The sequence below is a fragment of the Pseudoalteromonas sp. J010 genome (assembly GCF_003934235.1).
In the GTDB taxonomy this organism is placed as follows: Bacteria; Pseudomonadota; Gammaproteobacteria; order Enterobacterales; family Alteromonadaceae; genus Pseudoalteromonas; species Pseudoalteromonas peptidolytica.
In genome coordinates this window covers 22,728-48,314 of sequence record NZ_RDBW01000002.1, presented here as the reverse complement: position 1 = coordinate 48,314, position 25,587 = coordinate 22,728, and the positions used below count along the sequence as shown (strand labels likewise).

At 42.7% G+C, this 25,587-nt stretch carries 22 protein-coding genes; 12 read left to right on the top strand and 10 right to left on the bottom strand.

The window, feature by feature from the left end; all coding sequences use genetic code 11:
• Nucleotides 1–49: 49 nt before the first annotated feature.
• From EAG18_RS01750 to EAG18_RS01740, 3 genes are all read right to left on the bottom strand, one after another.
• Complete coding sequence (locus EAG18_RS01750) at nucleotides 50–2,209, bottom strand: ATP-binding protein (protein WP_125250691.1); 2,160 nt, start codon at nucleotides 2,207–2,209, stop codon at nucleotides 50–52.
• 382 nt (nucleotides 2,210–2,591) lie between these two features.
• A complete protein-coding gene (locus tag EAG18_RS01745) occupies nucleotides 2,592–3,248 on the bottom strand; it encodes a response regulator transcription factor (RefSeq protein WP_125250690.1) in 657 nt (218 codons plus the stop codon).
• 228 nt (nucleotides 3,249–3,476) lie between these two features.
• The gene (locus tag EAG18_RS01740; protein WP_125250689.1) at nucleotides 3,477–3,848 is read right to left on the bottom strand and encodes a histidine triad nucleotide-binding protein; all 372 of its coding nucleotides are present in this window, start codon (nucleotides 3,846–3,848) and stop codon (nucleotides 3,477–3,479) included.
• 161 nt (nucleotides 3,849–4,009) lie between these two features.
• On the opposite strand from EAG18_RS01740, the gene EAG18_RS01735 reads away from it, so the two are divergent.
• Nucleotides 4,010–4,618, top strand: coding sequence for a DUF2057 family protein (locus EAG18_RS01735; protein ID WP_125250688.1), 609 nt, complete (start codon nucleotides 4,010–4,012; stop codon nucleotides 4,616–4,618).
• Between the two features lie 38 nt (nucleotides 4,619–4,656).
• Here EAG18_RS01735 and speE read toward each other — a convergent pair whose 3' ends face one another.
• Nucleotides 4,657–5,517, bottom strand: coding sequence for a polyamine aminopropyltransferase (gene speE / locus EAG18_RS01730; RefSeq protein ID WP_125250687.1), 861 nt, complete (start codon nucleotides 5,515–5,517; stop codon nucleotides 4,657–4,659).
• A gap of 220 nt (nucleotides 5,518–5,737) precedes the next feature.
• Here speE and speA point away from each other — a divergent pair, with 220 nt between their 5' ends.
• From speA to EAG18_RS01710, 4 genes are all read left to right on the top strand, one after another.
• On the top strand, nucleotides 5,738–7,618 hold the full coding sequence (gene speA, locus EAG18_RS01725; protein WP_125250686.1) for a biosynthetic arginine decarboxylase: 1,881 nt from the start codon (nucleotides 5,738–5,740) through the stop codon (nucleotides 7,616–7,618).
• A gap of 111 nt (nucleotides 7,619–7,729) precedes the next feature.
• Complete coding sequence (locus tag EAG18_RS01720; RefSeq protein WP_125250685.1) at nucleotides 7,730–8,602, top strand: acyltransferase; 873 nt, start codon at nucleotides 7,730–7,732, stop codon at nucleotides 8,600–8,602.
• An 18-nt stretch (nucleotides 8,603–8,620) separates the two neighbouring features.
• Nucleotides 8,621–9,541, top strand: a complete 921-nt coding sequence (locus tag EAG18_RS01715) for an acetyltransferase (protein ID WP_125250684.1) — start codon at nucleotides 8,621–8,623, stop codon at nucleotides 9,539–9,541.
• Complete coding sequence (locus EAG18_RS01710; protein WP_125250683.1) at nucleotides 9,538–10,749, top strand: mechanosensitive ion channel family protein; 1,212 nt, start codon at nucleotides 9,538–9,540, stop codon at nucleotides 10,747–10,749. The genes EAG18_RS01715 and EAG18_RS01710 overlap by 4 nt, the downstream gene beginning before the upstream one ends.
• 124 nt (nucleotides 10,750–10,873) lie before the next feature.
• Here the strand turns inward: EAG18_RS01710 and chrA are convergent, their stop codons facing one another.
• The gene (gene chrA, locus EAG18_RS01705; protein ID WP_125250682.1) at nucleotides 10,874–12,004 is read right to left on the bottom strand and encodes a chromate efflux transporter; all 1,131 of its coding nucleotides are present in this window, start codon (nucleotides 12,002–12,004) and stop codon (nucleotides 10,874–10,876) included.
• A 126-nt stretch (nucleotides 12,005–12,130) separates the two neighbouring features.
• Between chrA and EAG18_RS01700 the strand changes: the two genes are divergently transcribed.
• A complete protein-coding gene (locus EAG18_RS01700; protein WP_241651635.1) occupies nucleotides 12,131–12,910 on the top strand; it encodes a transporter substrate-binding domain-containing protein in 780 nt (259 codons plus the stop codon).
• 86 nt (nucleotides 12,911–12,996) lie between these two features.
• Nucleotides 12,997–13,623: an OmpA family protein gene (locus EAG18_RS01695; RefSeq protein WP_125250680.1), complete on the top strand. Its 627-nt coding sequence runs from the start codon at nucleotides 12,997–12,999 to the stop codon at nucleotides 13,621–13,623.
• 68 nt (nucleotides 13,624–13,691) lie between these two features.
• On the opposite strand, the gene EAG18_RS01690 is transcribed toward EAG18_RS01695, so the two are convergent.
• The 4 genes from EAG18_RS01690 to EAG18_RS22290 form a co-directional block, all read right to left on the bottom strand.
• Nucleotides 13,692–14,018, bottom strand: coding sequence for a helix-turn-helix transcriptional regulator (locus EAG18_RS01690; protein ID WP_125250679.1), 327 nt, complete (start codon nucleotides 14,016–14,018; stop codon nucleotides 13,692–13,694).
• Nucleotides 14,019–14,040: 22 nt separating this feature from the next.
• On the bottom strand, nucleotides 14,041–14,454 hold the full coding sequence (locus tag EAG18_RS01685) for a hypothetical protein (RefSeq protein ID WP_125250678.1): 414 nt from the start codon (nucleotides 14,452–14,454) through the stop codon (nucleotides 14,041–14,043).
• Between the two features lie 240 nt (nucleotides 14,455–14,694).
• Entirely contained in the window at nucleotides 14,695–15,039 is a 345-nt protein-coding gene (locus EAG18_RS01680) for a rhodanese-like domain-containing protein (protein ID WP_125250677.1), read from the bottom strand.
• 37 nt (nucleotides 15,040–15,076) lie between these two features.
• The gene (locus EAG18_RS22290) at nucleotides 15,077–15,175 is read right to left on the bottom strand and encodes a DUF2892 domain-containing protein (protein WP_275557208.1); all 99 of its coding nucleotides are present in this window, start codon (nucleotides 15,173–15,175) and stop codon (nucleotides 15,077–15,079) included.
• 348 nt (nucleotides 15,176–15,523) lie between these two features.
• On the opposite strand from EAG18_RS22290, the gene EAG18_RS01670 reads away from it, so the two are divergent.
• From EAG18_RS01670 to EAG18_RS01660, 3 genes are read left to right on the top strand one after another with little or no spacing between them, the layout of a single operon-like run.
• Complete coding sequence (locus EAG18_RS01670) at nucleotides 15,524–15,820, top strand: metalloregulator ArsR/SmtB family transcription factor (protein WP_125250676.1); 297 nt, start codon at nucleotides 15,524–15,526, stop codon at nucleotides 15,818–15,820.
• A gap of 18 nt (nucleotides 15,821–15,838) precedes the next feature.
• Nucleotides 15,839–19,144: an efflux RND transporter permease subunit gene (locus tag EAG18_RS01665; protein ID WP_125250675.1), complete on the top strand. Its 3,306-nt coding sequence runs from the start codon at nucleotides 15,839–15,841 to the stop codon at nucleotides 19,142–19,144.
• Nucleotides 19,134–20,177: an efflux RND transporter periplasmic adaptor subunit gene (locus tag EAG18_RS01660; RefSeq protein WP_125250674.1), complete on the top strand. Its 1,044-nt coding sequence runs from the start codon at nucleotides 19,134–19,136 to the stop codon at nucleotides 20,175–20,177. The genes EAG18_RS01665 and EAG18_RS01660 overlap by 11 nt, the downstream gene beginning before the upstream one ends.
• 18 nt (nucleotides 20,178–20,195) lie before the next feature.
• Here EAG18_RS01660 and EAG18_RS01655 read toward each other — a convergent pair whose 3' ends face one another.
• Nucleotides 20,196–20,873 (bottom strand): nitroreductase family protein, encoded by a 678-nt coding sequence (locus EAG18_RS01655; RefSeq protein ID WP_125250673.1) that lies wholly within the window; start codon nucleotides 20,871–20,873, stop codon nucleotides 20,196–20,198.
• A gap of 151 nt (nucleotides 20,874–21,024) precedes the next feature.
• On the opposite strand from EAG18_RS01655, the gene EAG18_RS01650 reads away from it, so the two are divergent.
• Both EAG18_RS01650 and EAG18_RS01645 read left to right on the top strand, forming a co-directional pair.
• Nucleotides 21,025–21,906 (top strand): ABC transporter ATP-binding protein, encoded by an 882-nt coding sequence (locus EAG18_RS01650; protein WP_125250672.1) that lies wholly within the window; start codon nucleotides 21,025–21,027, stop codon nucleotides 21,904–21,906.
• A gap of 11 nt (nucleotides 21,907–21,917) precedes the next feature.
• Nucleotides 21,918–25,487, top strand: coding sequence for a M1 family aminopeptidase (locus EAG18_RS01645; RefSeq protein WP_125250831.1), 3,570 nt, complete (start codon nucleotides 21,918–21,920; stop codon nucleotides 25,485–25,487).
• Nucleotides 25,488–25,587 lie beyond the last annotated feature (100 nt).

The following is a 25,587-nucleotide window of genomic DNA, read 5'->3' as shown; positions in this document are numbered from 1 at the left end:
AGCATGAACAAGTTTATGGGGGATGTCGAATAACATGCGGTTAATGGTGTCACCCCATCGTTTCTTTACGCACAAAATGCAGATATGCGGCCAGACTTTCTTGCCATAGCGTCATAGCGTCGGTGAGTTCGTCATGGCAAGACTTACCGTCTAGTAGTCGGCGCTCAGCTTTTTTTAAGTTCGCGCCATAGCGATTAAAGCCTAGTTGCAAAGCGGTACTTGCTTGACGATGAAGTAGTCTGATGCACTGCTCTTCATCATGTTCTAACAATTGTTGAATATGAATAAGCTTATTGCGAGCAGAGAGGACAAACTCATTATAAATAGAGGATACTTCATCTTCACTAAAGCCTGACTGTAACGCATTCACGGCAGTTTCATCGTACAGTACGTCTGGGAGTTCAACACTAATTGCTGCTTTTTTGGGGGATTGAGATTCACTGATAGCCTGACGAAGTTTTTCTTGCTTAATTGGCTTACCCACAATGTCTCGGATCCCAAGTGCGAGATACTCTTTGACCTCATCCGGACTTAAACTGGCTGTAAACGCTAAAAATGGAGTACGCTTATTTTTGTGCTCACAGCTTTTGAGTTGTTTTAAGACATCTTGACCTGAGAGATCAGGTAAATTCATATCCAGTAACACGACATCAAAATGGTACTGCACTAGCATATCAATAGCGCTGCGGCCATCAGTGGCAAGCTTCACTTTATGCTCATCCTCAGCCATAAACTCGATTGCAATTTTTTGATTAAGTTCTAAATCTTCGACCAACAAAATAGTTAGACCGGTAATGCAGTTTTCGTGCTGAGGACGTTGCTCAACCAAACTAAGCTCCCCAATATTTAGAAGTAAATCGAAACTAAATTGACTTCCCTTGTTGAGTTCACTTTGAATACTCAATTGTGAGCCAAGGCGGTTTAGTAACCGGCTTGTAATGGCAAGACCAAGACCGGTGCCTCCTTTTATTTTACCAGCACTGCTTTGGACATAAGGCTCGGTGAGTTTACTAATGTCTTCCTTTTCAATACCAGGGCCTGAATCTATGATACTAAAGCGAACCTTGTGTTCAATCTGTTGGTCTTTTAGGATCTCAACTTTGAGTTTCACTTCTCCTTTGTCGGTAAATTTGATGGCGTTACCAACAAGGTTGATGAGGATTTGCCGTAATTTTTGCTGATCGAAGTAATAACAAACTTGATCAGGTAGCTCATATACTAATTCAAAATGCAGCTTTTTTTGCTCTGCTAAAGGGCTGAGTAACAAGCAAAGATTTTGTAACCAGCTTCTAAGCTCCACATCTTCCTCGTAGAGTGCTTCATCGCTTTGCTCTAAGCTGGCATAGTCCAGCACCTTATCAATAAGTAAGTTTAAAGATTCCGCTGAATTTACGATGGCTTCGCAATATGCTTTATTGCGATTGTCTTTTGTTCTGCCAAGCACAAGTTGTGCGCTGCCCAATATACCATTGAGCGGTGTTCTAATTTCATGGCTAATAGTTGATAAGAACATGCCTCTAAGTTCAAGATCTTGCTGCGCTTTGAGTGCCAACTTATTGAGGTTTTTCTCTCTTTGCTCATTACACAGCAATGCCATTCCCGTGGCATAAAAAATGGGAGCAAGTACCCCGTTGAAGAAAATGGTAATACTGAACCAGTTTTCTTTAAACAAAGAAAAGTGAGTCACCTCTCCCATCAGCAGCGATCTACCTGTAAAGATGAACAAGATGATAATCAATATAGTGATATAGACTATGCTCCCATTCGGATATTTTGTGCGCGCAAAGCGAGTAAAAAAATAGAGCAGTAAGACTGCTTCTACTAAATGTTGTAAATCGGATATCAGGATCCGATTTCGCAAGTTTGGGTCGATAAGGCTGTTATAAAGCAATAAAAGAAAGAGCACTGCGGTAAACCCCAGAAACACTTTGAACGCATGACCTCGTACTTCCAAAAACTGCTTGATAGCCATACAGTGGATAATGGATGCTGCGAAAAGGAGGGTGTTGGCAATCGGAATTGTTTGCCAGTTTTCAAAGTATCCGTGTAATGCAAAAGAAGAAATTGCTGCAAGTAATACCAATGGGTAGAAGATATATAGTAGCGTACCTGGTGTGCTTTTATTTGCTCGCCATGTCAAAAAAGTGAGAAGCGCCATCATGGCCGTCATCACGATACTTGTGAGATAGAGTGTTTTTGGGTCGAGCATGTACCTAAAATTGCTTTTGATAATGATAAAAACTTAGCATAGAGGTATTCATTGAGGCAGTAAAGTAATGAAGCACTGAGATCAGAAAGGCAGTGCTTCAAGGGGGGCGCTATTGCGCGATAGCCATTGACTTAACCTGAGCCGCGGATAATTAATGTCTTTCTAGCAGCCCGTTTTAGCGCTAACTGCGTAAATTCGCCTGCCTACAGGATGTAGGTACCTTAGCGAGAGCAGGACGCGGGAGCGGTGTTTTCCCTAAAACTTGCTGGCTAGATAAGGAAAAACTAAGTTGTGCTTTAGCAACAATGAGTTAGAACATTCCTTATCCAAACCTCAGGTTAATTAATCAAATATATTGTACTGGATTTGACGAAATCTATCGTTAACGTATTTCGTCCGGGATATTTTGCTGAGCCCAAGATAATAACTCAATGCGGTTACGGCATTTAGTTTTACGAAATGCACTATATAAGTGTGTTTTTACAGTATGAGGACTGATGTTTAACTCTTCAGCAATTTCTTTGTTTTTCGCGCCTTTACTCATTAACGCAATAATCGCTTTCTCTCGCTTAGTAAGTTTGATTGGCTCTATATCGCCTTCTGTAAGCTTATGTAGAGCATCCTTATTAAATTGCAGCATGCGATTTAAAACATTACACATTACGTCGCGGCGATACCAAAGTTGATCTTCGAGTAAAAGTCGGATCCCTTTCATTAGCACATCGGCATTATCAGTGGTGTAAAATACACCTCGAATACCACTGAGTAGCGCGCGGTTCGCTAATTCAGGGTTTTCATCTAAGTTAAACAGCACGATGTCACATTTTACCTTGAGATTGACAAGTTGTTCTTTTAGTTTTCCCCAAGAATCATTCACTGCGGTTTCAATGAAAAGTAATCTTGTGCCTTCAGGCACTTCTGAGATATCAGTTCCTGTTGTTACATCCAGTCCCTGAGTTTTTAACAATGGCTGTAACACATTGATACCAATGGTGTTAACAGGCTCTTTATCTAATAACAAAAAAGCAGTACTGCTCATTTTGGACACACTCTAATTTTTTCCAATTTATCAATGCTAACATGGGATTCAGACCTTTTGTATTAGAATTTTTAGTACAAGATAGATAAATCCGCTATATACGAAAGTGAAATAATGGATCAAAAATATGTGCAGAATATGTATCAGAATGTAATTTGTTGAAATAAGTAAGTTTTTAATAATGTTGATTAATAACTTACTTATTTACATAAATTAACATGGAATAATTTAGGCTAATCCTTTCTTCGTATCTTGGTAAGGAGGCCAACCCATTTCTTTTCCTGCTAAAACATGCAGATGAAGATGATACACCGTTTGTCCACCATGTTCATTACAGTTCATTACGACTCGATAGCCGTCTTCAGCAAAGCCATACTCTTGCGCTAGCTTTGCAGCTACCACGTATAAGTGTCCGATGAGGTGTGAGTTTTCTTCCGTTACATCGTTAATGGTTGCGATAGCTGTTTTTGGGATAACCAAAACATGAAATGGGGCTTGCGGGTTAATATCTCTAAATGCCAATGCCTTTTCATCTTCATATACGATGTCAGCAGGTATTTCCCGGTTAATAATTTTGGTGAAAATGGTTTCTGAACTCATCGTTCTTCCTTAATTAGTGAATGATATGCCTAGCATAACCAACTATTGTAGATACTCAATAGTATATTGAGTACATAGAAAAAGGCTGGAGATATATCTGACTATGCAGTAACCTCAATTAAGATAACTGGTATTAAACCCATAAACGAAGGAGTGAATAGATGCGTTTAAAATCTACACTTGTAACAGCGGGACTGTTCTTATCATCATTCTCCCACGCTGCATTACTCAGCTTTCCCGAAGAAATAATTCCATTGCAGGTGAATGATAAGACCATCGAGCACTCTTTTTTTTCGAAAGTCAGAGAACTAGATTTAGCAAGTGGTGAATATGCAGTGAAAATGCGTTATACCGACCTGTATGAGGTGGGCTATGACGACCACGAAACCGTTGAGTCTAAGCCATTCTGGGCAATAATCAGTATCGATACAGATGGGCAATATGATGTGAAATTTAATCGCCCTGACAATGTGGTCGCAGCAAAAGCATTTGCCGCCCAGCCATTGATTATGCTGCAAGCGCCTAATGAATCGTTAGCCACAACCTTGGTGGTTACTCAAGAAAGGCCTAGAGTAGTGAGCACGATAGTAAGCCAATCAGCAGAAGTGACTGCGCCACGTTACTCGACACCTAGTAATCCCACACAGCCTGACGCGCCAGCAGCACCTAAATCAGCTCATCCAGATGTAGTTGGCATGTTGGATTATTGGTGGCAGCAAGCTACACCGGAACAAAAGCAGCTGTTTTTGGAAAAAATAAAGGGCAATTAATGCCCTTATAAATTTTGATAGTAGTAAGCGAGGTTAGCTTACTTTTCGAATGCACGCTTCATAAAGTTAGGTGTTGCTAATGCGCCCTTGTGAATACCTGTGTTGTAGTACTCAGTATCAAATGTTGCGTTATCAACATCTTGCTCGCGGAATCCGGCAAACTTTTCATCTTTACGTGCCATCGTTGCTGACCACAGGCCGCTTGGGTAGATTGGCTGTGGGAAAGGCAGAGTTTGCAGATCAACAAAGCCGACCTCTAGCATTGCATCGCGCATTTCTAATAGCAGTGGCATGTGCATTAGCGGTGATTCACTTTGCTGGATCATAATACCGCCTGTGCGAAGCGCTGCTAAACAGCTTTTGTAGAATGCGTGGTTGAATAAGCCTTCACCAGGACCAACAGGGTCAGTACCATCAACAATGATTACGTCAATGGACTCAGCTGGTGCTTCTCGCATGTATTTGATGCCGTCATCAAACATCACGGTTGCGCGAGGGTCATTGTTAGACTCGCAAAGCTCTGGGAAGTATTTCAGTGACATTTGCGTCACAACTTCGTCAATATCAATTTGAGTTACGGTTTCAACGCCAGGGTGCTTTAATACTTCACGCAATGTGCCACAGTCGCCGCCGCCAATGATCACCACATTTTTTGGTGCAGGGTGTGAAAATAATGCCGGGTGACTCATCATTTCGTGATAGAAAAAGTTTTCACGCGTGCTCACCATAGTGCAACCGTCAATGATCATCAGGTTACCAAAATCCGTGGTCTCAAACATTTCTACCTTTTGAAAAGGAGACTGGATTTCGTCTAATTTTTTGTTGACTCTAAGTGAAAATGCGCTGCCATCGCGGTCGCTAATTTCAGTAAACCAACGGTTTGCTTCTAAGTTTGCCATGATTGTGTTCACACTTGATAAAAATTAGCGCAATTCTGCCAGTGGTTGCGCCTTTGCTCAATCAATTTTAGCCAACATTTTGTACTTTGCCTCATATTGGTGTTGATCTCACTGTGGTTATTTTTAAAATTTGTAAGGTAGTGAAAACACAACTTTAGGTCGCATTGACCAGTCTTGCGTATTAGAATGAAGCTTTATGAAGAGTTAATTGAGAGCAGTAATGACTTGGGGTCTGCAAACAGCACGTTCTATCTATAACGTCACGCACTGGAGTGACGGCTATTTTGATATTAATGAACAGGGTCAACTAGTGGCGTTTCCTGACGGTGACCGAACGAAGTCACCTGTTCTTCTGTGTGAATTAACGGAACAATTTAAGGCGCAAGGACTTACTTTACCTGTGCTAGTGCGCTTTACTGATATTCTAAAACACCGCGTTGATACCTTAACGCAGGCCTTTACTGCTGCTCGCGCGCAGCGTGACTATCAGGGCCAGTATACTTGTGTTTACCCAATAAAAGTGAATCAGCAGCGCTCAGTTGTGAGCAAGTTGCTGGCGCATCCAAGTGGTTTAGTTGGCTTAGAAGCTGGCTCAAAGCCAGAATTAATGGCGATTTTAGGTATCGCGCAGCAACCAATTACGATTGTATGCAATGGCTATAAAGACAGTGAGTTTTTGCGCTTAGCTTGTATTGGCCAAGCTATGGGGCATCAAGTTAACATTGTTGTAGAGAAGCTCTCCGAGCTAGATACACTGTTGCAAGAAATCGATGATTTAGGCGTAGAGCCTGCCATAGGGATCCGGATCCGTTTAAACTCAGTGGGCAAAGGAAAATGGCAAAACACAGGTGGTGAAAAAGGTAAATTTGGCCTAACAGCAAGTCAAGTACTACAAGCGGTAGAGCGATTAAAGTCTCATAATCGTCTGCACTTGATGCAGCTAGTACACTTTCACATTGGCTCTCAGATAGCGAATATCCGCGATATTCAGCGTGCACTAAAAGAATGTGCTCGCCATTACGCAGAATTAGTTCAGCTAGGTGTACCATTGCGTATTGTTGATGTCGGTGGTGGTCTTGGCGTTGACTATGAAGGTTCTGGCTCACGTAGCTCATGTTCGATGAATTATACCGTGGCAGAATATGCAAAAAATGTAGTACATGCTTTTCATGATATTGCTGAACTTAACAACCTTCCACACCCTGATATTATCACTGAGTCTGGTCGCGCATTAACAGCGCATCATGCTGTACTTATCACCGACGTAATTGATGTTGAGAAGGCGCCAAATCAGATGGAGCCTGTGGAGCCAAAAGACACAAGCCCTCTGGTATTGCAAGAGTTATGGCACTCGTTGTCACAACTTACTCCTAGGATGGCACTAGAGACCTATCATGATGCTATGCACTTATTCAGTGACGCCCATGATCAATATGTACATGGGTTGATCAGCATGCAAGAGTGGGCGCAACTTGAGCAATTATACTTCACCACGCTGCATAAAGTGCGTGAGTGTTTAAGTGAAAATGCGCGTGCGCACCGAGAAGTGCTAGATGACTTGAATGAAAAGTTAGCAGATAAACTATTTGTGAATTTCTCTTTGTTCCAGTCTTTGCCTGATGTGTGGGGGATTGATCAACTATTTCCAGTCATGCCAATCGATAAGCTAAATCAGCCATTGACACAAAGGGCTGTGATTCAGGATATTACCTGCGACTCTGATGGCCAGATAAACAGCTATGTTGAAGGGGCTGGTATTGAGTCAAGCTTACCTATTCCTGAGTATGTTCCGGGCGAGCAATACCATGTGGCGATGTTTTTAGTCGGTGCTTATCAAGAGATCTTGGGTGATTTACATAATTTGTTCGGTGATACTGACTCTGTACATGTTGAGCTTAGTGAAGATGGCTACACACTAACTAATGCGATTAAGGGTGATAGTGTCGAAGATGTACTACGTTTTGTACACTATGACAAAACCGTACTATCAAACAATTATGCACAACAGATTGCGGCGTTATCCCTTCCTGAATCCGTTAAAACTCAGTATCTGCAAGAATTAAACGCAGGTCTTGAAGGGTACACATATTTTGAGGATTAATAGCTCAAACTATAATAAAGAATAAAAAATAGCCGACCCACTGGTCGGCTTAATTGTGCGTAATTTTCAAGGTATGATACGCACAAGCTGTAAAACACAATGAGGGAATGAATGTCGTTTATTCGAAAATTGCTCAGTTTGTTACTGTATGCGTTAAACACCATATTTTGGTTTATCCCCATCTTTATCTGTGGGCTGTTAAAACTAATTCCGATTTCACCTTTGCAAAAAGTGATGAGTTATATTGCCAAAGCTTGTGCGAGCAACTGGGTTGCTTGTAACTCAATGAGTCAAAATCTTATCGCGCCATATACATTAAATGTGAGCGGGTTGAGTGAGTTGAAACGTAACGATTGGTACTTGGTCATTGCGAATCACCAAAGCTGGGTGGATATATTAGTATTACAGCGAGTGTTACATGGCAAAATTCCGTTTTTAAATTTCTTTTTGAAAAAGGAATTATTATATGTTCCCGTGTTGGGACTTGCTTGGTGGGCTTTAGATTTTCCATTCATGACGAGAACGAGTAAATCTCAATTGAAGAAAAACCCTAAACTGCGGGGTAAAGATATAGAAACAACGCGAAAAGCATGTGAAAAGTTTAAAACAATGCCAGTGAGTATTGTAAACTTTGTTGAGGGTACGCGTTACACTGAGCAAAAGCATTCTAAGCAAAAAAGCCCATTTACCTATTTGCTAAAACCTAAAGCCGGTGGCATTGCATTCGTAATGCAAGCGATGGGAGAGCAGATCAGCAAAGTAGTGAATGTTACCATTCACTACCCTGACGGGGTGCCAACCTTCGCTGATTTTATTGGTGGTAAAGTGAAGTCAGTAAACGTTCAGGTAGAAGTAATGCCAGTAAGCGCAAACTTAATTGGTGATTATACCAATGACCCTGAATTTAGAGTGCGATTTCAATCTGAATTAAACGCGCTGTGGCAAGCTAAAGATGCGCAACTGGTGGAGCTTGCTGAAAAATAGTAGTAGAAGGAAGTTGTGATGTTAAAACAAATACTACCTAAGTGGTTTCTTGGACTTTCAGCCAGCGCTTGGCTGTTGGTTAACACCTTTGTGTGCGGTTTACTTGTGTTGTTGCTCGGTATCGTAAAGCTACTGATACCCTTAAAGTTTATTTCAACAGCTCTGCACTTTTTTTACGGTATGTGGTGCAAAGGGAATCACATTGGGCTGCGTATTGCTAGCGATAAAATCCATGTACGTTTGCCAAAAGAGCTGCATGCGCAAGGTTGGTATTTGCTAATTTCTAATCATCTCAGCTGGTTGGATATTGTTGTGCTTAGTGCCATGGAAGTATTGCCCGCACCTAAGTTCTTTTTAAAAGATGAGCTAAAATATATTCCTTTTATTGGTACTGGCGCGTGGGCAATGGGTATGCCTTTTATGAAGCGGGCAAGTAAAGCGCAGATCGCTAAAAACCCCAAACTAAAAGGCATGGACGTAGAGCGCACCAAATCGAGCTGTCGTAACTTTCGTGACCATCCAACAACGGTGATCAATTTTGTTGAAGGTACTCGCCATACAAAAGCGAAACATCAACGACAGCAAAGCCCTTTCAAACACTTGCTCAAACCAAAAGCAGGTGGTGTTGCTTTTGCTTTAGAGGTGCTCTCTGATCAACTTGATGGGATGCTTAATGCGACGTTGGTCTATGAGTTAGACGGTGAACATATTTGCCGATCATTTATGCTTGGACGTGTTGATACGATAGATATAAAAATAGATTATATTGCAATGGCGGATATTCCCCTTGGTAACTATCAAAGTGATAAGGCCTACCGAGTACAGTTTCAAGCTTTTATGAATACAGTATGGCAGCGCAAAGACAGCCAATTAGAAGCGCATTGGCTACGCCGATCGGCACCTGAAGACACACTCAGTGAGGAGATAAAGCAACTATGAAGTTTGACCACCTCCATGATGTTGTCCAGCCATGGTTAGAAGCATTACCACAAGGCACTGTGATCAGTGCCTTGTTCACGAATGGTATCGCGGTAGTTGGCTTACTATTTTTATATTGGGTTGTGAGGCGCCTTGTACTGCCTAACGTAGAGAACCTTGCCCGTCATATTTCACCGCGAAAAATAGGTCACCTTGCACCACARCTCAGTAAGTTTAGCGGGCGTTTTGCCTTTGTTTTATGCCTTTTGGTTTTTTCTGCTTATCATGAGCGTTTGTTTGTTGCACCTGCTTGGGTGTTTGTGGTTATGGAGAGCTTGGTTTATGTACTGTTGGTTGTCGCGTCAGGCTTTCTATTTAGCAGTTTAGTGAACTTAGCCAACGGTGTTTATAACTTGTTTCCATTTGCGAAGGAAGTGCCCATTCAGGGCATTATACAAGTTCTTAAGTTACTGATTTTTATTGTCTGCTCTATCTTGGTGGTGAGCATTCTGGTCGATAAATCGCCGACTTATATTCTGTCAGGTTTTGGTGCGATCGCTGCTGTAATTATTTTAGTATTTAAAGATACTATCTTAGGGTTGGTCGCCAGCATTCAAATCGCCGCTAATCGGCTTGTGACTACTGGTGATTGGATCCAGGTAGATGCCTTTGGCGCGGATGGAGAAGTAATAGATCTCGGTTTAAATACAGTCAGAGTGCGAAATTGGGATAACACTGTCACCACAATACCAACCTATATGCTTATCTCTGATTCATTTAAAAACTGGCGCGCAATGCAGGAGTCTGCGGGACGTCGTATTAAACGTGCAATTCATATTGATTTTACTAGTATCGAGTTGTTAAGCGAAGCGCAGCGAGCAGCGATAACCACACAATACCCCTTAATTGAATCACTCGACGACATACCCAGTGATATTACTAATCTCGGGCTGTTTAGGCGCTACAGTGAAGCTTATTTAAAGCAACATGAAGCGATAAACCAAGAGTGTTTATGTATGGTACGAGAGCTTGCGCCGACTCAACATGGCTTGCCTCTCGAGTTTTACTGCTTCAGCCGTGATAAGCGCTGGGTGGTTTATGAGCACTTACAGGCGGATATTCTTGACTATATGCTCAGTGTAATGCCTGCGTTCGGTCTTCGTCCATATCAAAGTGTCAGTGACTATTTTGGTTCGCATCGCGTCAAGGTGAGAGCTGGTGAGAGGTAGTTAATCTGAGAAGCGATTAAGGCATAAGCGACCCCAGCTTGTGTTAATGTCTGCATAATGGGAGGAAGTAAATCATACCGACAAGATTTACTTTCCTCTAAATAGGGCTCTGAATTAATTGGTATTACAAACTGCCTGAGATCAGCCCAAATACGATAAAGGCGATGAGTAATTGCCAGATCGCCGGCTTTAACCACTTCAAGGCGATAAAACCCGCCACCACAGCCACTAAATCCAGCACGCTATGTACCGCAGACTGCCAAATTGGTTGATATAATGCCGCCGCTAAAATACCAACAACGCCGGCGTTTAATGCCGCGCTAATACTAGCAAAGCGGGGTAGTGCGATGAGTGACTGCCACTGCTGATGAAACGCCCACATTAATAGCAGACCTGGCAAGAAAATGGCCAGTGTCGCTATTGCAGCACCCAAAACTGGGTTTGTCTGCTCGGCAATTGCACCAAGAAAGCTTGCTATGGTAAACATTGGTCCTGGGATTGCTTGTGCGGCTGCATAGGCGGTTAAAAAGGTTTCTTGCTGGATGTTCTCAACACTGCTTTGTAGTAATGGTAAAACAACATGTCCACCGCCAAATACCAATGCACCTGCCTGATAAAACTCGGCGAAGATCTGAGTTGGTAGTGCCGCAAAGGTCAGTAAGAATAAACCGATGAAGACTGCAAGCACGGGCCAGTTAGGGTAAGTGTGTTGGCTACTTTGTTGGCTCGGTACATTACTAAAAGCGTAAAAATAACCGACAACGGCGAGTACTGCGAGTAGCCCTACTTGAGCGTTTAAACTTGGCAAAAATAGTAATATCAATGTTGCAATAAACGTGACAATTTTAAGTGCCATGGTTTTACAGAAGCTTTTAGCCATACTGAGTACCGCATCGGCGACAATCACTACTGCAAACAGCTTAAGACCGTCAATAATCGCAAGTGCAGAACCTGAAAGCTGACCAGCTGTTAATGCCAGTAGCAGCATTAGCAAGAAGGAGGGGAGCGTAAAACCTAAAAAAGCGGCTATTCCACCTATTATCCCTGCTCGTTCAAGGCCAATGGCAAACCCCACTTGGCTAGAGCCCGGTCCTGGGAGAACCTGAGATAGACTGATCATGCTGGCATAGCGTTCACTACTGAGCCATTTCAAGTTATCGACAAAGTGTTTTTTAAAAAATCCTAAATGGGCAGCAGGGCCTCCAAAACTTGTGCAGCCTAGTAAAAAAAACTGATAAAATATTTTCAAAAACATAGTATACCTTGTGATATTGTTAACCTTGTATCCTTACAGTTTTATATGACAATTTTATGACTTTGGTATGTTTAGTGCCAGCTTGCCAACTGGTGTAACAGCTACAATTGGACAATGATTATGCAAATGAGTTTATTGCGGTATTTGTTTGCTTTACTGGCAAGTTTTTCTGTTTATAGCCAGCAAATAAATGTTGCTGTTGATCACGCCCCGCCATACAGCATTATTGCGGAAAATGGCAAAGTACACGGTTTAATCTTAGACATTCTAGAAATTATTCGCGCACAGTCCAATATTGATTATCAGATAAACACAGTTCCCTGCCCATTTTCACGATGTATGCGTTTGCTAGCACAAGGAGAGGTGGATGTGATGGGGGGGCTTATCAAAACACCACAGCGAGACAAAGTAATAGATTTTGTCGATCCCGCTTATATGGCGCTGACCTCCTCTTTTGTCTTCTATGCCAGAAGAGACAGTAATATTGAAGTTGAACAATATTCGGATCTCTATACCAATCGTATCGCCGTCATGCGCGGTAGCGTATTTTATCCTCGCTTTGACGCGGATAGACAGCTCAATAAAGTCCCTGTATTTAGTGAGCGAGTGGCATTTGATTTGCTGTTAAAAGGCCGAGTGGATTTGGTGATTGCAGTTGAAGATACCGCTGAAGTTGCGATGGAAGTATTAGGCCAACCCATTGAAAAGTTAAAAAAGGTCTCTTATCGCCATAGTCAGGCTATTTACGGTCATATGGCAATGAGTACGCAGTTTCATAGCACAGTGCTAGCACAGCGAATTCGTCAAGCTATGCAGCGTTTAGCAGTGGAAAAGAAACTCGATCCGGTTGTGACAAAATATAAATTGCCACCAATTTCTCAGCATGTCTCGACAGTAACACCGTAACAGTAAAATAAGCCGCACTTCAGCGAGCGTTAATCACTTATTGCAACAATGTGCACAATCAGGTCGAAATGAATTCAGGTGTTAGGATGAATGCAAGAAATGTGTTAGTGGGTGTGGTGGTTGTCGCTGTACTGTCAGGGTGTGAAATGAATAATACCGGCAAAGGCGCAGCGATTGGTGCGGCGACAGGGGCAGTGCTAGGAAAAGCAACCGGTAATCATAAAGACAAGCGCTTAGCAATTGGTGCTGCGGTTGGTGCAATCGCCGGTGCAGCTATTGGTAATTATATGGACAAGCAGGAAGCAGCTTTTAACCAAGAGCTCGCAGGGACTGGCGTAGAAGTCGTTCGAGAAGGTGAACAAATGCGTTTAGTGTTACCTTCAAATATTACGTTTGCCAGTGGTAAGTCCGCGATAAGCCCGAGCTTCTATAACACATTGCAAGGCATTGCGCGTGTGATGCAACAATACGACAAGACATTCCTTACGATTGTTGGTCACACAGATTCCACGGGATCAGCGAGTTTCAATCAAACCTTGTCTGAGCAACGTGCTAATAGTGTGAAGCAATACCTGTTATCACAACAAGTATTACCGGCACGATTATATGCAGAGGGGATGGGAGAGTCCCAACCTGTTGCAAGTAATCAAACTGAACAAGGAAAAGCACAAAATCGCCGAGTAGAAATCAAAATTATTCCAAACCGCGCGTAGGAAAATCAAGGAGTGCTATGTTTTAGCACTCCTTTTTATAGATTTCGGCTGCTATAAAAATAAGGTATTTATCGAATTAATAGATAAATTAGGCCTGCGCCAATAACGCCCCCAACACTTAGGGATAAGATTGCAGTAAACAAGAATAAATGGTAACTCACTGTTTTTTCAGCTTTGTCTCCTTTGCTTTGGAGCATGCCAGTCAAATCGAGAAGCTTGGCTTGGGAGATTTCAAACACTGCACACAAGCTCATGACAGTCTCTTTACTTGCCGTCCCGTCGCTCTCGACGCGTTGAATTGTGCGTAGACTAACTCCAGAAGCATCTGCTAAATGTTGCTGAGTCCAACTCTTTTCGGTTCGTAACTGCTTTACTGTATTGTTATTTATTTGCATGAACTACATCCTTGATGAGCTTTTAAAGTACGGTGCTGCCGTACCAACGCCCCAAGTAGTAGGCTAGAGTGAATAAGAAAATGCTGGCAACCAGGCCGTAACCCATAAAAGTGAATATGATCTTGGATAAGGTCAATTTTTCATTTACTGGAGTGCTTGATTGTCGACCAAGTATTTTTTTTCCTTTGAGTAATAGGCACTCAGTTTCAAAAGTAAAACTGTTAATTACACAAAATTTGGCTTCATAGTCCTGATCTGCAAAAGTAAATCTATGGGTGCCTCCAAAAGAAAAGTTGCGCTTTTTAGAAACACAAACATCATCAACGAAAACATACTCACAGCCATTTAGAACGTTTGCACAGCATGCAATCTGGTGATCTCCATCTTGGAAATATACTTTGTAGGTAGCTTTTTCTAGTTTTTCTAAGTCAGACATATTGAACTCCAGTTAAGTTGTTGTCTCCACTGTGCCTGTTTCTCCATTAAAACACGCCGACACACTTACGTCAGCGCTTAAACTGTCATATGACAATAATTTATAAAATTAATTAACTTAATGATTTTTATGCTTTTATAGCGAATATTAAGGTTGGGTAAGACATGGAGGTCAGAAAAAGCACTGAGCTTAATAAAACTTTATGACTCAGTGCCTCAACAAAAAGAGAGTCTAATGTGTTTAAAGCGTGTCACACACTACGTCAGCTTTGCAGGTAATTACGCTGACATTGGTGTAACCGATACGGGTAAGTTGCTCTGCGGCAAAAATAGCACGGCCACCGGCAGCACAGTGCAAATAAATTGGTCGGTCTGCGTCTTTTTCCAGTTCTGGAAGTTTAAACTCCAATAAACCGCGAGGAATGTTGATTGCCCCGTTAGCCGACTTTTGGCTATGTTCAGCGGGCTCTCGAACGTCAATGACCAAGCCATTGTTTTGGGTAATTTCTGATTTTGCTTGCGCTGCATCGATACAGCGCTGATTTGGTTTTACCGTTTTTAAGACATCTTGGGCAGATATCAGCATACGTCACTCCTTATAAGTTTATTTGTCTCATTATGGCTTACCTGTCCTGAGTGCCAAGTTTCTTCAAAATGGTGATCATCGGACACCAGTTTGTAAACGCAGACTGCACCAAATTGACACATATAAATGCACTCAACCAGACTCAATCGAGACTGACAAAATGTGTAAGCAGTCAGGAAATTGCAAATACCACCCCAGCAACTAAACGAAGTAGAGGATGTAATACCAATTTGACTTAATACTTGCTCAATTTGAAGGAGTAAATCTGACGCTAACAGTGTTAAAAATTTCTCATTTAGAACAACTAAATAGCAAAATTTTTGCCTAGTTATCGACAAGATTTTCTCGCCTCAAAATAGACCACTTAATTAAGCAAATTGGTATAAGGTCATAATGAAATTACATTATATTAGTTTATTCTAATATTAGACATTGCTAATGTTTGTGTCTATACTTTGTGCTAATTTATTATTAGGGAGTCAGCATGGATCTTGAGCAAATGGCACAAAATGCCGAGCAGGCGGAGTCGTTACTCAAATTAATGGCAAATAGAAACCGCTTGATGATTTTGTGTTCACTGCAAAAACAGGAGTTAAGTGTTAGTCAGCTTAATGAGATGGTCCCGCTTACGCAGTCTGCTTTATCTCAGCACTTAGCTAGTCTGCGAAAAGCTGAAATTGTATCAACTCGTCGTGACGGTGCCACCATCTATTATCAGGTATCAGATCCTAAAGTGGCGGTAATGCTAGAAAGCCTGTATCAGCTTTTTTGTGCCAACTGATGATTCGGAGCATGGGTTATGCAAAAGCTAGATAGCGCGATTAAGCAAAGCCTACAAGGATACCTGCCTACACTTATTTTTTTGTGTTCTATTTTCCTTGGCCTATTTGCATTGCAGATGACACCAAGAGAAGAAGAGCCACAAATTGTTGTGCCAATGCTAGATATTCATGTCGAAGTCCCTAATACTGCATCTCCGGAAGTCGCACGTTTGGTGACGACACCGCTGGAAAAACTACTATTACAAATTCCCGGTGTAGAACACGTATACTCCACAACGCAAACCGGAGTCGCGGTTGTCACATTAAGGTTTCATGTTGGAGAGGACAGAGAGCGGGCAATTTTAAATACCTACACAAAATTGAATGCCAATCAGCACACCATGCCCGGCATTGTTAAGCAGTGGCAGATCCGTCCGATTGAAGTGGATGATGTGCCAATTCTCATGTTGGGTTTGTATAGTACTAACCCTACTCTGTATGGTGACTATGAACTGACGCGTTTTGCACAAGAGCTATCCATCCAGTTGCAGACTATTGCAGATACCAGTGAAGTCACCGTAATTACTGGGCGCACAAGGGCATTACGTGTCGAGTTAGACTTGGCGGCATTGGCTGCACATCACACTACGCCAATGGATGTACTAAGAGCAATCCAGGCAAGTAACCAAGTTGAGCGGATTGGGCAAGTAAGTGCAGGAAAGCATACCTATACCTTTGAATCTGGCGATGTGATCCGCGGCAAATCTGCGCTTGAAAACCTTACCGTTAACGTGATTAATGGCCGTGGGATTGTCTTAAAAGATGTGGCAGCGGTGCGTGACGGGCCAAATGAGCCTGAAAGCTATCAGTGGCTTGCAAGCAGTACCCTCGGTATGAATGCACCACTTGTTACTATTGGTGTTGCAAAACAAAAAGGCAGTAATGCTGTGACTGTTGCTGAGCAAAGTCTAGAACTTATCAATCAGTTACAGAAGCAGCTGTTACCTGCTGAAGTGAGCGTCAGAGTACTGCGTAATTATGGCAAAACAGCCAATGATAAGGTGAATAACCTAACTTCAAGCTTGGCCTTTTCAGTGTTTACTGTGGTGGTATTTGTTGGCATCTTCCTTGGCTGGCGTTCAGCGATTGTTGTGGGGTTAGCGGTGCCTATCTGCTATGGCATCACTCTCGGGCTAGACTTGGCGTTTGGCTATACCATTAACCGTGTCACGTTATTTGCGTTAATTCTTTCTTTGGGCTTGTTAGTCGACGACCCAATCACTGGGATTGATAATATAAATCGGTTTATTCACCGTGGGGCTGGACAAGATAAAGATAAGCATATTGTTGCTGCCATGGTAGAAATCAAATCGCCACTAGTGATGTCTACTTTGACCATTATTATGGCATTTATTCCACTTGCATTTATTACTGGCATGATGGGRCCTTATATGGCACCGATGGCATTTAATGTGCCGATAAGCGTAATGGCGTCAACTTTGGTGGCCTTTTTAGTGACCCCGTGGTTATCTAAGAAGTTACTACAAGCCAAATCAATACCACAAACGGTTGCCCCGCAAGCCTCTTTATATGGCAAAGTGATGTTGCCATTGCTAAAGCACCCCACTAGAGCCAAATGGGTACTTTGGATTGTGCTTGGGCTGTTTATTGCGAGTATCAGCTTACCGATATTTCGAGTTGTGCCGCTCAAGCTGCTGCCATTTGACAATAAAAGTGAAATTCAAGTGTTAATTGATATGCCCGAAGGCACCAGCCTTGAACAAACGGCTTTGATGGCTAAAAAAATTCAGGGAGTTGTCTGGTCTGAAGTGGAAGTGACGGACATTGCCGCGTTTGTTGGTAAACCATCAAGCATGGACTTTAATGGCATGGTGCGCGGCTACTATCGCAGATATGGTACCCACCTTGCTGAACTGCGTGTACTTTTGGTGGATAAAGAAGCGCGGGCGCACCAATCTCATGCTGTGGTAATGCGGCTGCGGGATAAACTACAGCAGTTTAATCAGGGTTTAACTCAAGTGAAAGTTGTTGAGGTGCCACCTGGACCACCTGTTTTGAGCACGCTCGTTGCCGAAGTATATGCCCAGCCATTTGTGTCTCGTGCCACCCATGAGGCGGCTGCTCAACAAGTTGCTAAAAGACTAAAACAAGAGCCTCATGTAGTAGAGGTGGACACATCTATGGCAACACCCACCGTATTTAAACGTTTTGTTGTAGATAAGCAAAAAGCAGCCCTCTCTGGCATTGCCACAGCGGATGTGAATCAGTCTTTGGCCATAGCCAGCGGCACAATACAAGCAGGGTTTCTCTATACCGAACATGAAGCCGCAACGGTGCCCATTGAGCTGGGGGTTAACTACAGCCAACGTAATCAATGGCAAAACTTGTTGGCTATGCAGGTTCGTGGCCGCCAAGACTTAGCAAAAAGCGCACAAGAATACGGCTTAGCGCAAGCTGCACGGCCACTGGTTGCAATTGCGGAACTAGGCGAGCTAACCTCTGTAGATACTGCTCCTGTAATAATGCGTAAAGATCTTCGAGAAGTAATTTATGTGTTTGCTGAGCTCAACGGCCGCACACCTGCTGAAGTTATTGCTGATGTCGTTGCGGACGAAAACCAGCAGCTGCCTCAAAGCCAATGGTCATCACGTAACTTTTTACAAAGTGGCGGTGGTATCAGTTGGTCGATGCCTGAAGGCACTAGTTATACCTTTAAAGGAGAGGGGGAGTGGCGGATTACCATTGATGTGTTTAGGGATATGGGCATTGCGTTTGTATTTGCACTCACAGCAATATTTATGATTTTACGTATACAAACCGTATCCAGTCGCTTGTCATTGATTATTATGTCTGCCATTCCGCTTACCATGATAGGGATCATGCCAGGTTTTTGGTTGCTCAATCAGTTTGGAGAGCGTGTAATTGCTGATGCTCCAGAGCCTGTGCTATTCACTGCAACCGCCATGATTGGCATGATTGCCTTGGCTGGTATTGTAGTTCGAAACTCTCTTATCTTAGTGGCGTTTATTAATCAATCTCGTTCGGCAGGTATAACACTCATTGATGCCTTAATTACAGCTGGTACAGTTAGGATGCGACCTGTATTACTCACCGCAGGAACGACCTTATTAGGTAATTTAGTGATTATTTTAGATCCCGTATTCAGTGGGCTAGCACTTGCAATTATTTTCGGCATCATTGCTTCAACATTATTTTCGCTGTTGGTTGTGCCAATTGTGTATTACTTAGTATTCAAAGATGTACCAGCAGCAGCTCAATCCCTCACGGGTTCATCAGCTCAGGAGTCATCACATGTCTCGTAATCAAATTATTGTTCCTGTCATTGCTATTGCTGCCTTGCTGCTTATGGTGGTGTGGCTTGCTGGTGGTTTTCAGGAAAAGCTAGCCCCAGGGGAAAAAGTGCAGCAACCGCAGTATCAAGGTAAGCGCTATACGGTACAAGCATCTTCGGTTGCAATAATAGAGCAAGTGCCAGCCAGTGTGGTTGCAAAAGAAAATACGCTAGTATCGAGCCGCCTATTGGCCGAGTTAAAAACGCTCAGTGTTAGGGCTGGTGATAAGGTGGTTGCGGGGCAGTTAATTGCGACATTAGATGATGCAGAGCTTAAAGCGGAATTACAGCGTGTAGCGGCGCAGCAAGCGGCTAACTCGGCAAAGCTTGTGCAAGCCAAAAAGCAATTAGCACGAAGCAAATCTCTAAATGAAAAAGGGTTGATTGCGATTAATCAAGTCGATGAATGGCAAGCCAGTGTCGATGAGCTGCAAGCACAGGGCCGAGCATTACAAGAGGCCCTTCGCAGTGCGCAAGTCGCGCTAGGGTACACACAGATAATTGCACCTATCTCCGGTAAAGTGGTTGAGCGTTTACAGGAGCCAGGTAGTACGGTGAGTCCTGGCAGTACTATTGTTTCTTTGTTTAATCCACTGCAATTGCAAATCGAAGCGTCCATTCGAGAAGCGCAAGTTAAACACATTCAGCTAGGCAGCGAAATTAAAGTACGTATTCCCGCATTAGAGGTGACGCAAATGGCAAGGGTGTCGGAAATAGTTCCAGTTGCCGACAGTCAAGCGCGCAGTTTTGTCATTAAACTTGATATGCCACTGATGCGTAGCGTTGTGCCGGGTATGTATGCGGTAGTGGAGTTAGTACTTGGTGAACGCTCTGCTATTCAAATTCCAACTCAGATGATCAGTAAACATGGTCAGCTGGCGATGGTAGAAGTGGTTGAAAATGGCCAGCGATATAAACGTTATATACGCTTAGGGGAAGAGCGTAGCAACAAGACGATTGTGATCACAGGGCTCAATGAGGGCGAGCAACTAGCCGTATATTAACAGCTAGTTGGAAATCGTTTAGATGAAAGTGGCTATTTCTTCAAGTGACTTTTTAACTGTCGCATGTTCAGGAATAGTGGCTTCATCACTTGGGTAGCCTGCAATAAGTAACATGTAGGGGCGCTCATTATCTTTGTCCCTACCACATAACTCTGTTAAAAAGCTCATTGGTTTTGGCGTATGTGTGAGTGTTGCTAATCCTGCATTATGAAGCGCTTGGATCAGAAACCCAGTTGCAATACCTACTGACTCGTGCACGTAATAATTGGTATTTTTATCTTCAGCGTGGATCCCGCCTTTTTTCTGGCTAAAAATCGCTATTAACCAAGGTGCATGCTCAAGGTAGGGTTTTTGTGCATCGGTCCCTAGCGGCTTTAGCGCATCTAGCCATTCATCACCAGCACGGCCTTGATAAAAAGAGCGCTCTAACTCTTCTGCAGCAGCTCGGATCTGTTGTTTTTTTTCTTTGCTGCCAATTGCTACAAAGTGCCATGGCTGGTGGTTTGCACCGCTTGGTGCCGTACCTGCTGCTCTGATACAGGTTTCAATAATTTCTTGAGGTACTGAGCGGTCGCTAAAAGCACGGATACTATGACGTCTTTTACTGTGTTCCAAGAAGGCCTCAGCACGACTTAGCATCTCATCATGAGGGTATTCGATAAAATCCGTCAGTGGGTGGTTGGCATGTTCTTGCATGTTAGTTTTCCTTGGGGATTGTAAATTAAGGGTGTGACCTAGTGTTTCAGTGTTTACTTTTATTTGCAATTGATATGTTTATGTTAATTGTCACTAACGTAGGTAAATGTTATAAAAAGGGCAATAATAAAAATCCATAAAGGAAATAAAAATGCTTGAAATATCAGGACTCTCTAAAACCTATGACAATGGTGTTCATGCCTTGCGAGGTGTAGAACTCTCGATCCCAAAAGGTATGTTTGGTTTACTTGGTCCTAATGGCGCAGGCAAGTCATCGTTAATGCGTACAATCGCAACATTACAGTCAGCGGATGCTGGAAGCATCACATTTAATGGCATTGATGTTTTAAAAACACCGCACGCATTACGCGAGCGATTGGGGTATTTACCGCAAGATTTTGGTGTATACCCAAGAGTCAGTGCTTATGACTTACTTGATCATATGGCGATACTAAAAGGGTTAAACAATAAAAAAGAGCGCAAAGAAGCTGTTGAAGGGCTGCTTGCACAAACTAACCTATACGAACACCGTAAAAATGCGGTAAGTGGATTCTCAGGCGGTATGCGCCAACGTTTTGGAATTGCACAAGCGCTGCTCGGCGATCCAGATCTATTGATTGTGGATGAGCCAACAGCAGGGTTAGACCCAGAAGAACGTAACCGCTTCCATAACTTGTTGGTAGGCCTAGGCGAAAGCAAAGTAGTTATCTTATCGACGCATATTGTTGAAGATGTATCAGAGCTTTGCCCGAATATGGCGGTATTAGCCAGTGGACAAATTTTACTGGAAGGCAATCCGATTACACTTACTGAGCAATTACAAGGCAAGATCTGGCGCAAATCAGTGACACTTGCTGAGGCAAAGGAGCTAGAGCAAAGCTTACCGGTTATCTCTAAACGCTTATTTGCCGGACAAACACTGCTTAATGTGTTTTCATCACAAGCTCCCGATGGATTTGAAGCGGTGCCTGCTGATTTAGAAGATGTTTACTTTTCTACATTACATACTCACCGAAATAGTCATGCAGCTTAGGGAGTAAGGTGATGCTATTTAACATGATGAAATCGGAGCTGCGCTTTTTTGTGCGTCAGCCTTCGTTCTATGTCACTGCGCTAATTATGTTTTTGTTGACATTTTTTGCTTCTATCTCAGATACGGTGCAAATTGGTGGTGCAGCGAATGTAAACGTCAACTCGCCATTTGCGATCATGCAGATTGTTGGCATTATGTCCGTATTTTCTATCTTTTTGGTGGTAAATTTTGTTGGCAGCTCAGTTATTCGTGATGAGCAAAATAAATTTAGTGAGTTAGTGCTCAGTAAACCAATTAATATTGTGCAATATCGTCTAGGTCGTTTTCTTGGTGCATACCTTGTGACCATGTTGGTATTTTCCATGTGCTTGCTTGGAGTTTGGGTTGGCTCTGGCGTTGGTCTTATCATGCAGTGGTTAGGGCCTGAGATGTTAGGTCCCAACAAACTGGCATACTATCTCATACCTCTTGGTTTTTTAGCAGCGCCAAACTTATTCTTTATGGCAAGCCTATTTGTGATGGTCGCTCAGCGCTTCAGAAGCATGGCATCAATGTATCTAGTCGCAGTGGCTTTGTTGGTTGGTTATATTGTTTCAAGGGGCTTATTTACTGATATTGAGTACCGCGCCTTGGCCGCGTACCTTGATATGTTTGCCATGTCAGCGATTAGCACGCAGTCAGAATATTGGACTATTGCTGAGCGTAATATCGCAACACTGAGTCTCAGTGGTGAGCTACTGTACAACCGTATGATCTGGTTAGGGCTTGCTGCTTTGAGCCTGTTAGCTGTGGTGTTTAACCAGTCACATTACTTACCACAAAAACAAAAAACCAGCAGCAAAGCAAAAGATGCTGGCAGTCAATCAGCTGCACTGGCTAATCGTATTACGTTTAAGGGGAATATGAATAATAGCTGGGCGCAATTTCTAAGCCGAACTGGATTTGAAGTTAAGCAAGTCATTTTCAGTTATTCGTTTTTGGTACTACTACTCCTTAGCCTCGCAATGTTAATCCCAAGTTTGGTGAGCTCTACTGGTCGCTATGGTAGCGATGTGTGGCCTGTCACATTTAGGGTTGTAGAAATGGTTCAAGGTAGTTTTGAGTTATTGATCATCATAGTGTTGGTTTATTATTGTGCGGAGCTAGTTTGGCACGATCGTGAAGCAAAAATGAGTGAAATAGTTGACTCTTATCCTGTTGCAAACTGGGTATTCTGGGGATCGAAGTATTTTGCACTAGTCTGTGTGATCATGCTGTTGTGTGGATTTGGTGCGTTGATCACCATTGTTTATCAGTTATTTTCTGGAATTGATAATATTTACCTCTCGCAGTATTTGGTTCGGTTGGGTTATTTGTTTGCTTTACCATTTGCCATCTTAGGGAGCTTTGCATTCTTACTGCAAGTTGTAAGTCCAAGCAAATATATGGGAATGGGACTGTTTGTCCTTTACTTTATCGCTTCTCAAGTGATGGCCAGCTACGGCTTTGAACACAATATGTGGAGAATATCTGACACACCATCAGCACCTTACTCGGATATTAATGGCTACGGACACTTTTTGACAGCGGTACATTGGTACAACTTATATTGGTTTGGCTTTGCGGTGGTTTTTGCTGCACTGAGTTACTCACTTTGGCCAAGAGGCGCAGGGCAAACATTAAAGACCCGACTAAGGCAAGCCGGTTACAATCTTGGTGCCATAGGTAAAACGGCGGTAGCGAGTGGTGTGGTGATTGCCATTGCAAGCGGCAGCTATATCTACTACAACACCAATATTCTGAATCAGTTTATAACACAAAGCGAGTATGAAGACCGAGCGGAGCAGTACGAGCGCCAGTTTGCACAGTACAAAGATGCGCCTATCCCAACTCCGTTAGATGTTCAACTCAATGCCGAGATCTATCCAAAAACACGCCGGATTGAGGCTACTGTTAAACTTAAAGTTGAAAATAAATCTGATCAGGCAATTACGCGTTTCTTGGTAAACAAACCTGACTATACGATAGAGTGGGATGTTTTCATGCCGGGTGCAACGCTTGAGGAATATGATGAGTATTTTGGCCACGCATGGTTAACCTTGTCTGAGCCTATGCAGCCTAACGAGCAGCGTGAAATAACGATGTCTGTGGTTCGACAAACGCTAGGGTTTGTAGATCAAAACAGCGACACCATGTTAGTTCATAATGGCACTTTTATTGATAACAGTGAGTTGTTCCCGACCTTTGGCTACAGTATTCAAAAACAGTTAATAGACAAAAATGAGCGACGTAAACGCGGTTTAGCACCGATTAAACTCGCAAATAAAATAGAGGAATCACAGTATCACGATGAACCTTTGTTTGCTGAAAACTTTGTCACCTTTGCTGCAACGGTAACCACAGATGCCTCACAAGTAGCAATGGTTCCTGGATACTTAAAGTCAAAAAGTAGCCATAATGGCCGTACTACCTATCAGTATGAAATGGATGCACCAATGTTGCATTTCTACAATATCATGTCGATGGATCTGGAAGTAAAGCGTGAGGAGTACAAAGGGATCGCGCTTGAGGTGTACTACCACAAAGACCACGCATGGAATATTGATGATATGATGCAATCAATAAAGGACTCTATTGATTATTTCTCAAATGCGTTTGGGCCTTATCAGCACAAACAAATGCGCATTATTGAGTTTCCTCGCTATCGTAGTTTTGCACAAAGCTTCGCAAATACAGTACCTTACTCTGAGAGTATGGGCTTTATCACTGACACCAGAAATGCAGACAATATCAACGTCCCGTATTACGTTACTGCCCATGAACTTGCACACCAATGGTGGGCGCATCAGGTGATTGGCGCGAATGTTGAGGGCTCAAATATTCTTTCAGAGATGTTGTCACAATATGCTGCAATCATGGTGATGAAGCAAAAGTATGGCGAGCATAATTTACGTAAGTTTTTAAAGTATGAGCTTGATCACTATCTCCGCGGCCGTACTACTGAGACTCATGAAGAGAGAGAATTAGCAAGAACGGTGAATCAAAGTTATATTCACTATCGCAAAGGATCGGTGGTGATGTTAGCACTACACGACATGTTAGGCGAAGCGCGCTTAAATAAATTACTCAGTCGTTTTATCGCGGACTATCGATTTAGAACTGATTCATTCCCAACAACGCTAGATTTTATCTCTTACTTAAAGACGGATGCAACTGAGCAAGAGCAAGTGTTTATTGATGACCAATTTAATGCCATCACTTTATATGAGCTAAAGCTTGCAGAGGTTGAAGTGCAAGAAGCGATGCAGGAAGGGGAGTTGCACACGGTTACATTGACTGTTGAAGCTGCTAAAAAACACGCAGATGGTCAAGGTAATGAAGAAGAAGTGCCGCTTGAACAACAAATCGATATCGCTTTGTTTTCCGCAGATCCAGATACAATTCAAGAAGGTAATGCGTTATTGTATTTACAAAAGCATAGGATTGTATCCGGTGCAAATACAATTGAGCTAAAAGTAAAGGACTTACCGAAGTTCGCTGGGGTTGACCCGTTTGTAAAGCTGATTGATAAAAAAGCGGCTGATAATATCAAGTCGCTGTAGCTATTAATACTGTCGAAAAGGCTTCTTCGGAAGCCTTTTTATTGGCTAGCAATACCGTGATTTACTCCTTCAAATTGAGCAAGTATTAAGACTAATTGGT

Excerpts from the sequence above, each read along its gene's own strand:
- EAG18_RS01750 (WP_125250691.1), bottom strand. The coding sequence starts at position 2,209 with ATGCTCGACCCAAAAACACTCTATCTCACAAGTATCGTGATGACGGCC.
- EAG18_RS01745 (WP_125250690.1), bottom strand. The coding sequence starts at position 3,248 with ATGAGCAGTACTGCTTTTTTGTTATTAGATAAAGAGCCTGTTAACACC.
- EAG18_RS01740 (WP_125250689.1), bottom strand. The coding sequence starts at position 3,848 with ATGAGTTCAGAAACCATTTTCACCAAAATTATTAACCGGGAAATACCT.
- EAG18_RS01735 (WP_125250688.1), top strand. The coding sequence starts at position 4,010 with ATGCGTTTAAAATCTACACTTGTAACAGCGGGACTGTTCTTATCATCA.
- speE (WP_125250687.1), bottom strand. The coding sequence starts at position 5,517 with ATGGCAAACTTAGAAGCAAACCGTTGGTTTACTGAAATTAGCGACCGC.
- speA (WP_125250686.1), top strand. The coding sequence starts at position 5,738 with ATGACTTGGGGTCTGCAAACAGCACGTTCTATCTATAACGTCACGCAC.
- EAG18_RS01720 (WP_125250685.1), top strand. The coding sequence starts at position 7,730 with ATGTCGTTTATTCGAAAATTGCTCAGTTTGTTACTGTATGCGTTAAAC.
- EAG18_RS01715 (WP_125250684.1), top strand. The coding sequence starts at position 8,621 with ATGTTAAAACAAATACTACCTAAGTGGTTTCTTGGACTTTCAGCCAGC.
- chrA (WP_125250682.1), bottom strand. The coding sequence starts at position 12,004 with ATGTTTTTGAAAATATTTTATCAGTTTTTTTTACTAGGCTGCACAAGT.
- EAG18_RS01700 (WP_241651635.1), top strand. The coding sequence starts at position 12,131 with ATGAGTTTATTGCGGTATTTGTTTGCTTTACTGGCAAGTTTTTCTGTT.
- EAG18_RS01695 (WP_125250680.1), top strand. The coding sequence starts at position 12,997 with ATGAATGCAAGAAATGTGTTAGTGGGTGTGGTGGTTGTCGCTGTACTG.
- EAG18_RS01690 (WP_125250679.1), bottom strand. The coding sequence starts at position 14,018 with ATGCAAATAAATAACAATACAGTAAAGCAGTTACGAACCGAAAAGAGT.
- EAG18_RS01685 (WP_125250678.1), bottom strand. The coding sequence starts at position 14,454 with ATGTCTGACTTAGAAAAACTAGAAAAAGCTACCTACAAAGTATATTTC.
- EAG18_RS01680 (WP_125250677.1), bottom strand. The coding sequence starts at position 15,039 with ATGCTGATATCTGCCCAAGATGTCTTAAAAACGGTAAAACCAAATCAG.
- EAG18_RS01670 (WP_125250676.1), top strand. The coding sequence starts at position 15,524 with ATGGATCTTGAGCAAATGGCACAAAATGCCGAGCAGGCGGAGTCGTTA.
- EAG18_RS01660 (WP_125250674.1), top strand. The coding sequence starts at position 19,134 with ATGTCTCGTAATCAAATTATTGTTCCTGTCATTGCTATTGCTGCCTTG.
- EAG18_RS01655 (WP_125250673.1), bottom strand. The coding sequence starts at position 20,873 with ATGCAAGAACATGCCAACCACCCACTGACGGATTTTATCGAATACCCT.
- EAG18_RS01650 (WP_125250672.1), top strand. The coding sequence starts at position 21,025 with ATGCTTGAAATATCAGGACTCTCTAAAACCTATGACAATGGTGTTCAT.
- EAG18_RS01645 (WP_125250831.1), top strand. The coding sequence starts at position 21,918 with ATGCTATTTAACATGATGAAATCGGAGCTGCGCTTTTTTGTGCGTCAG.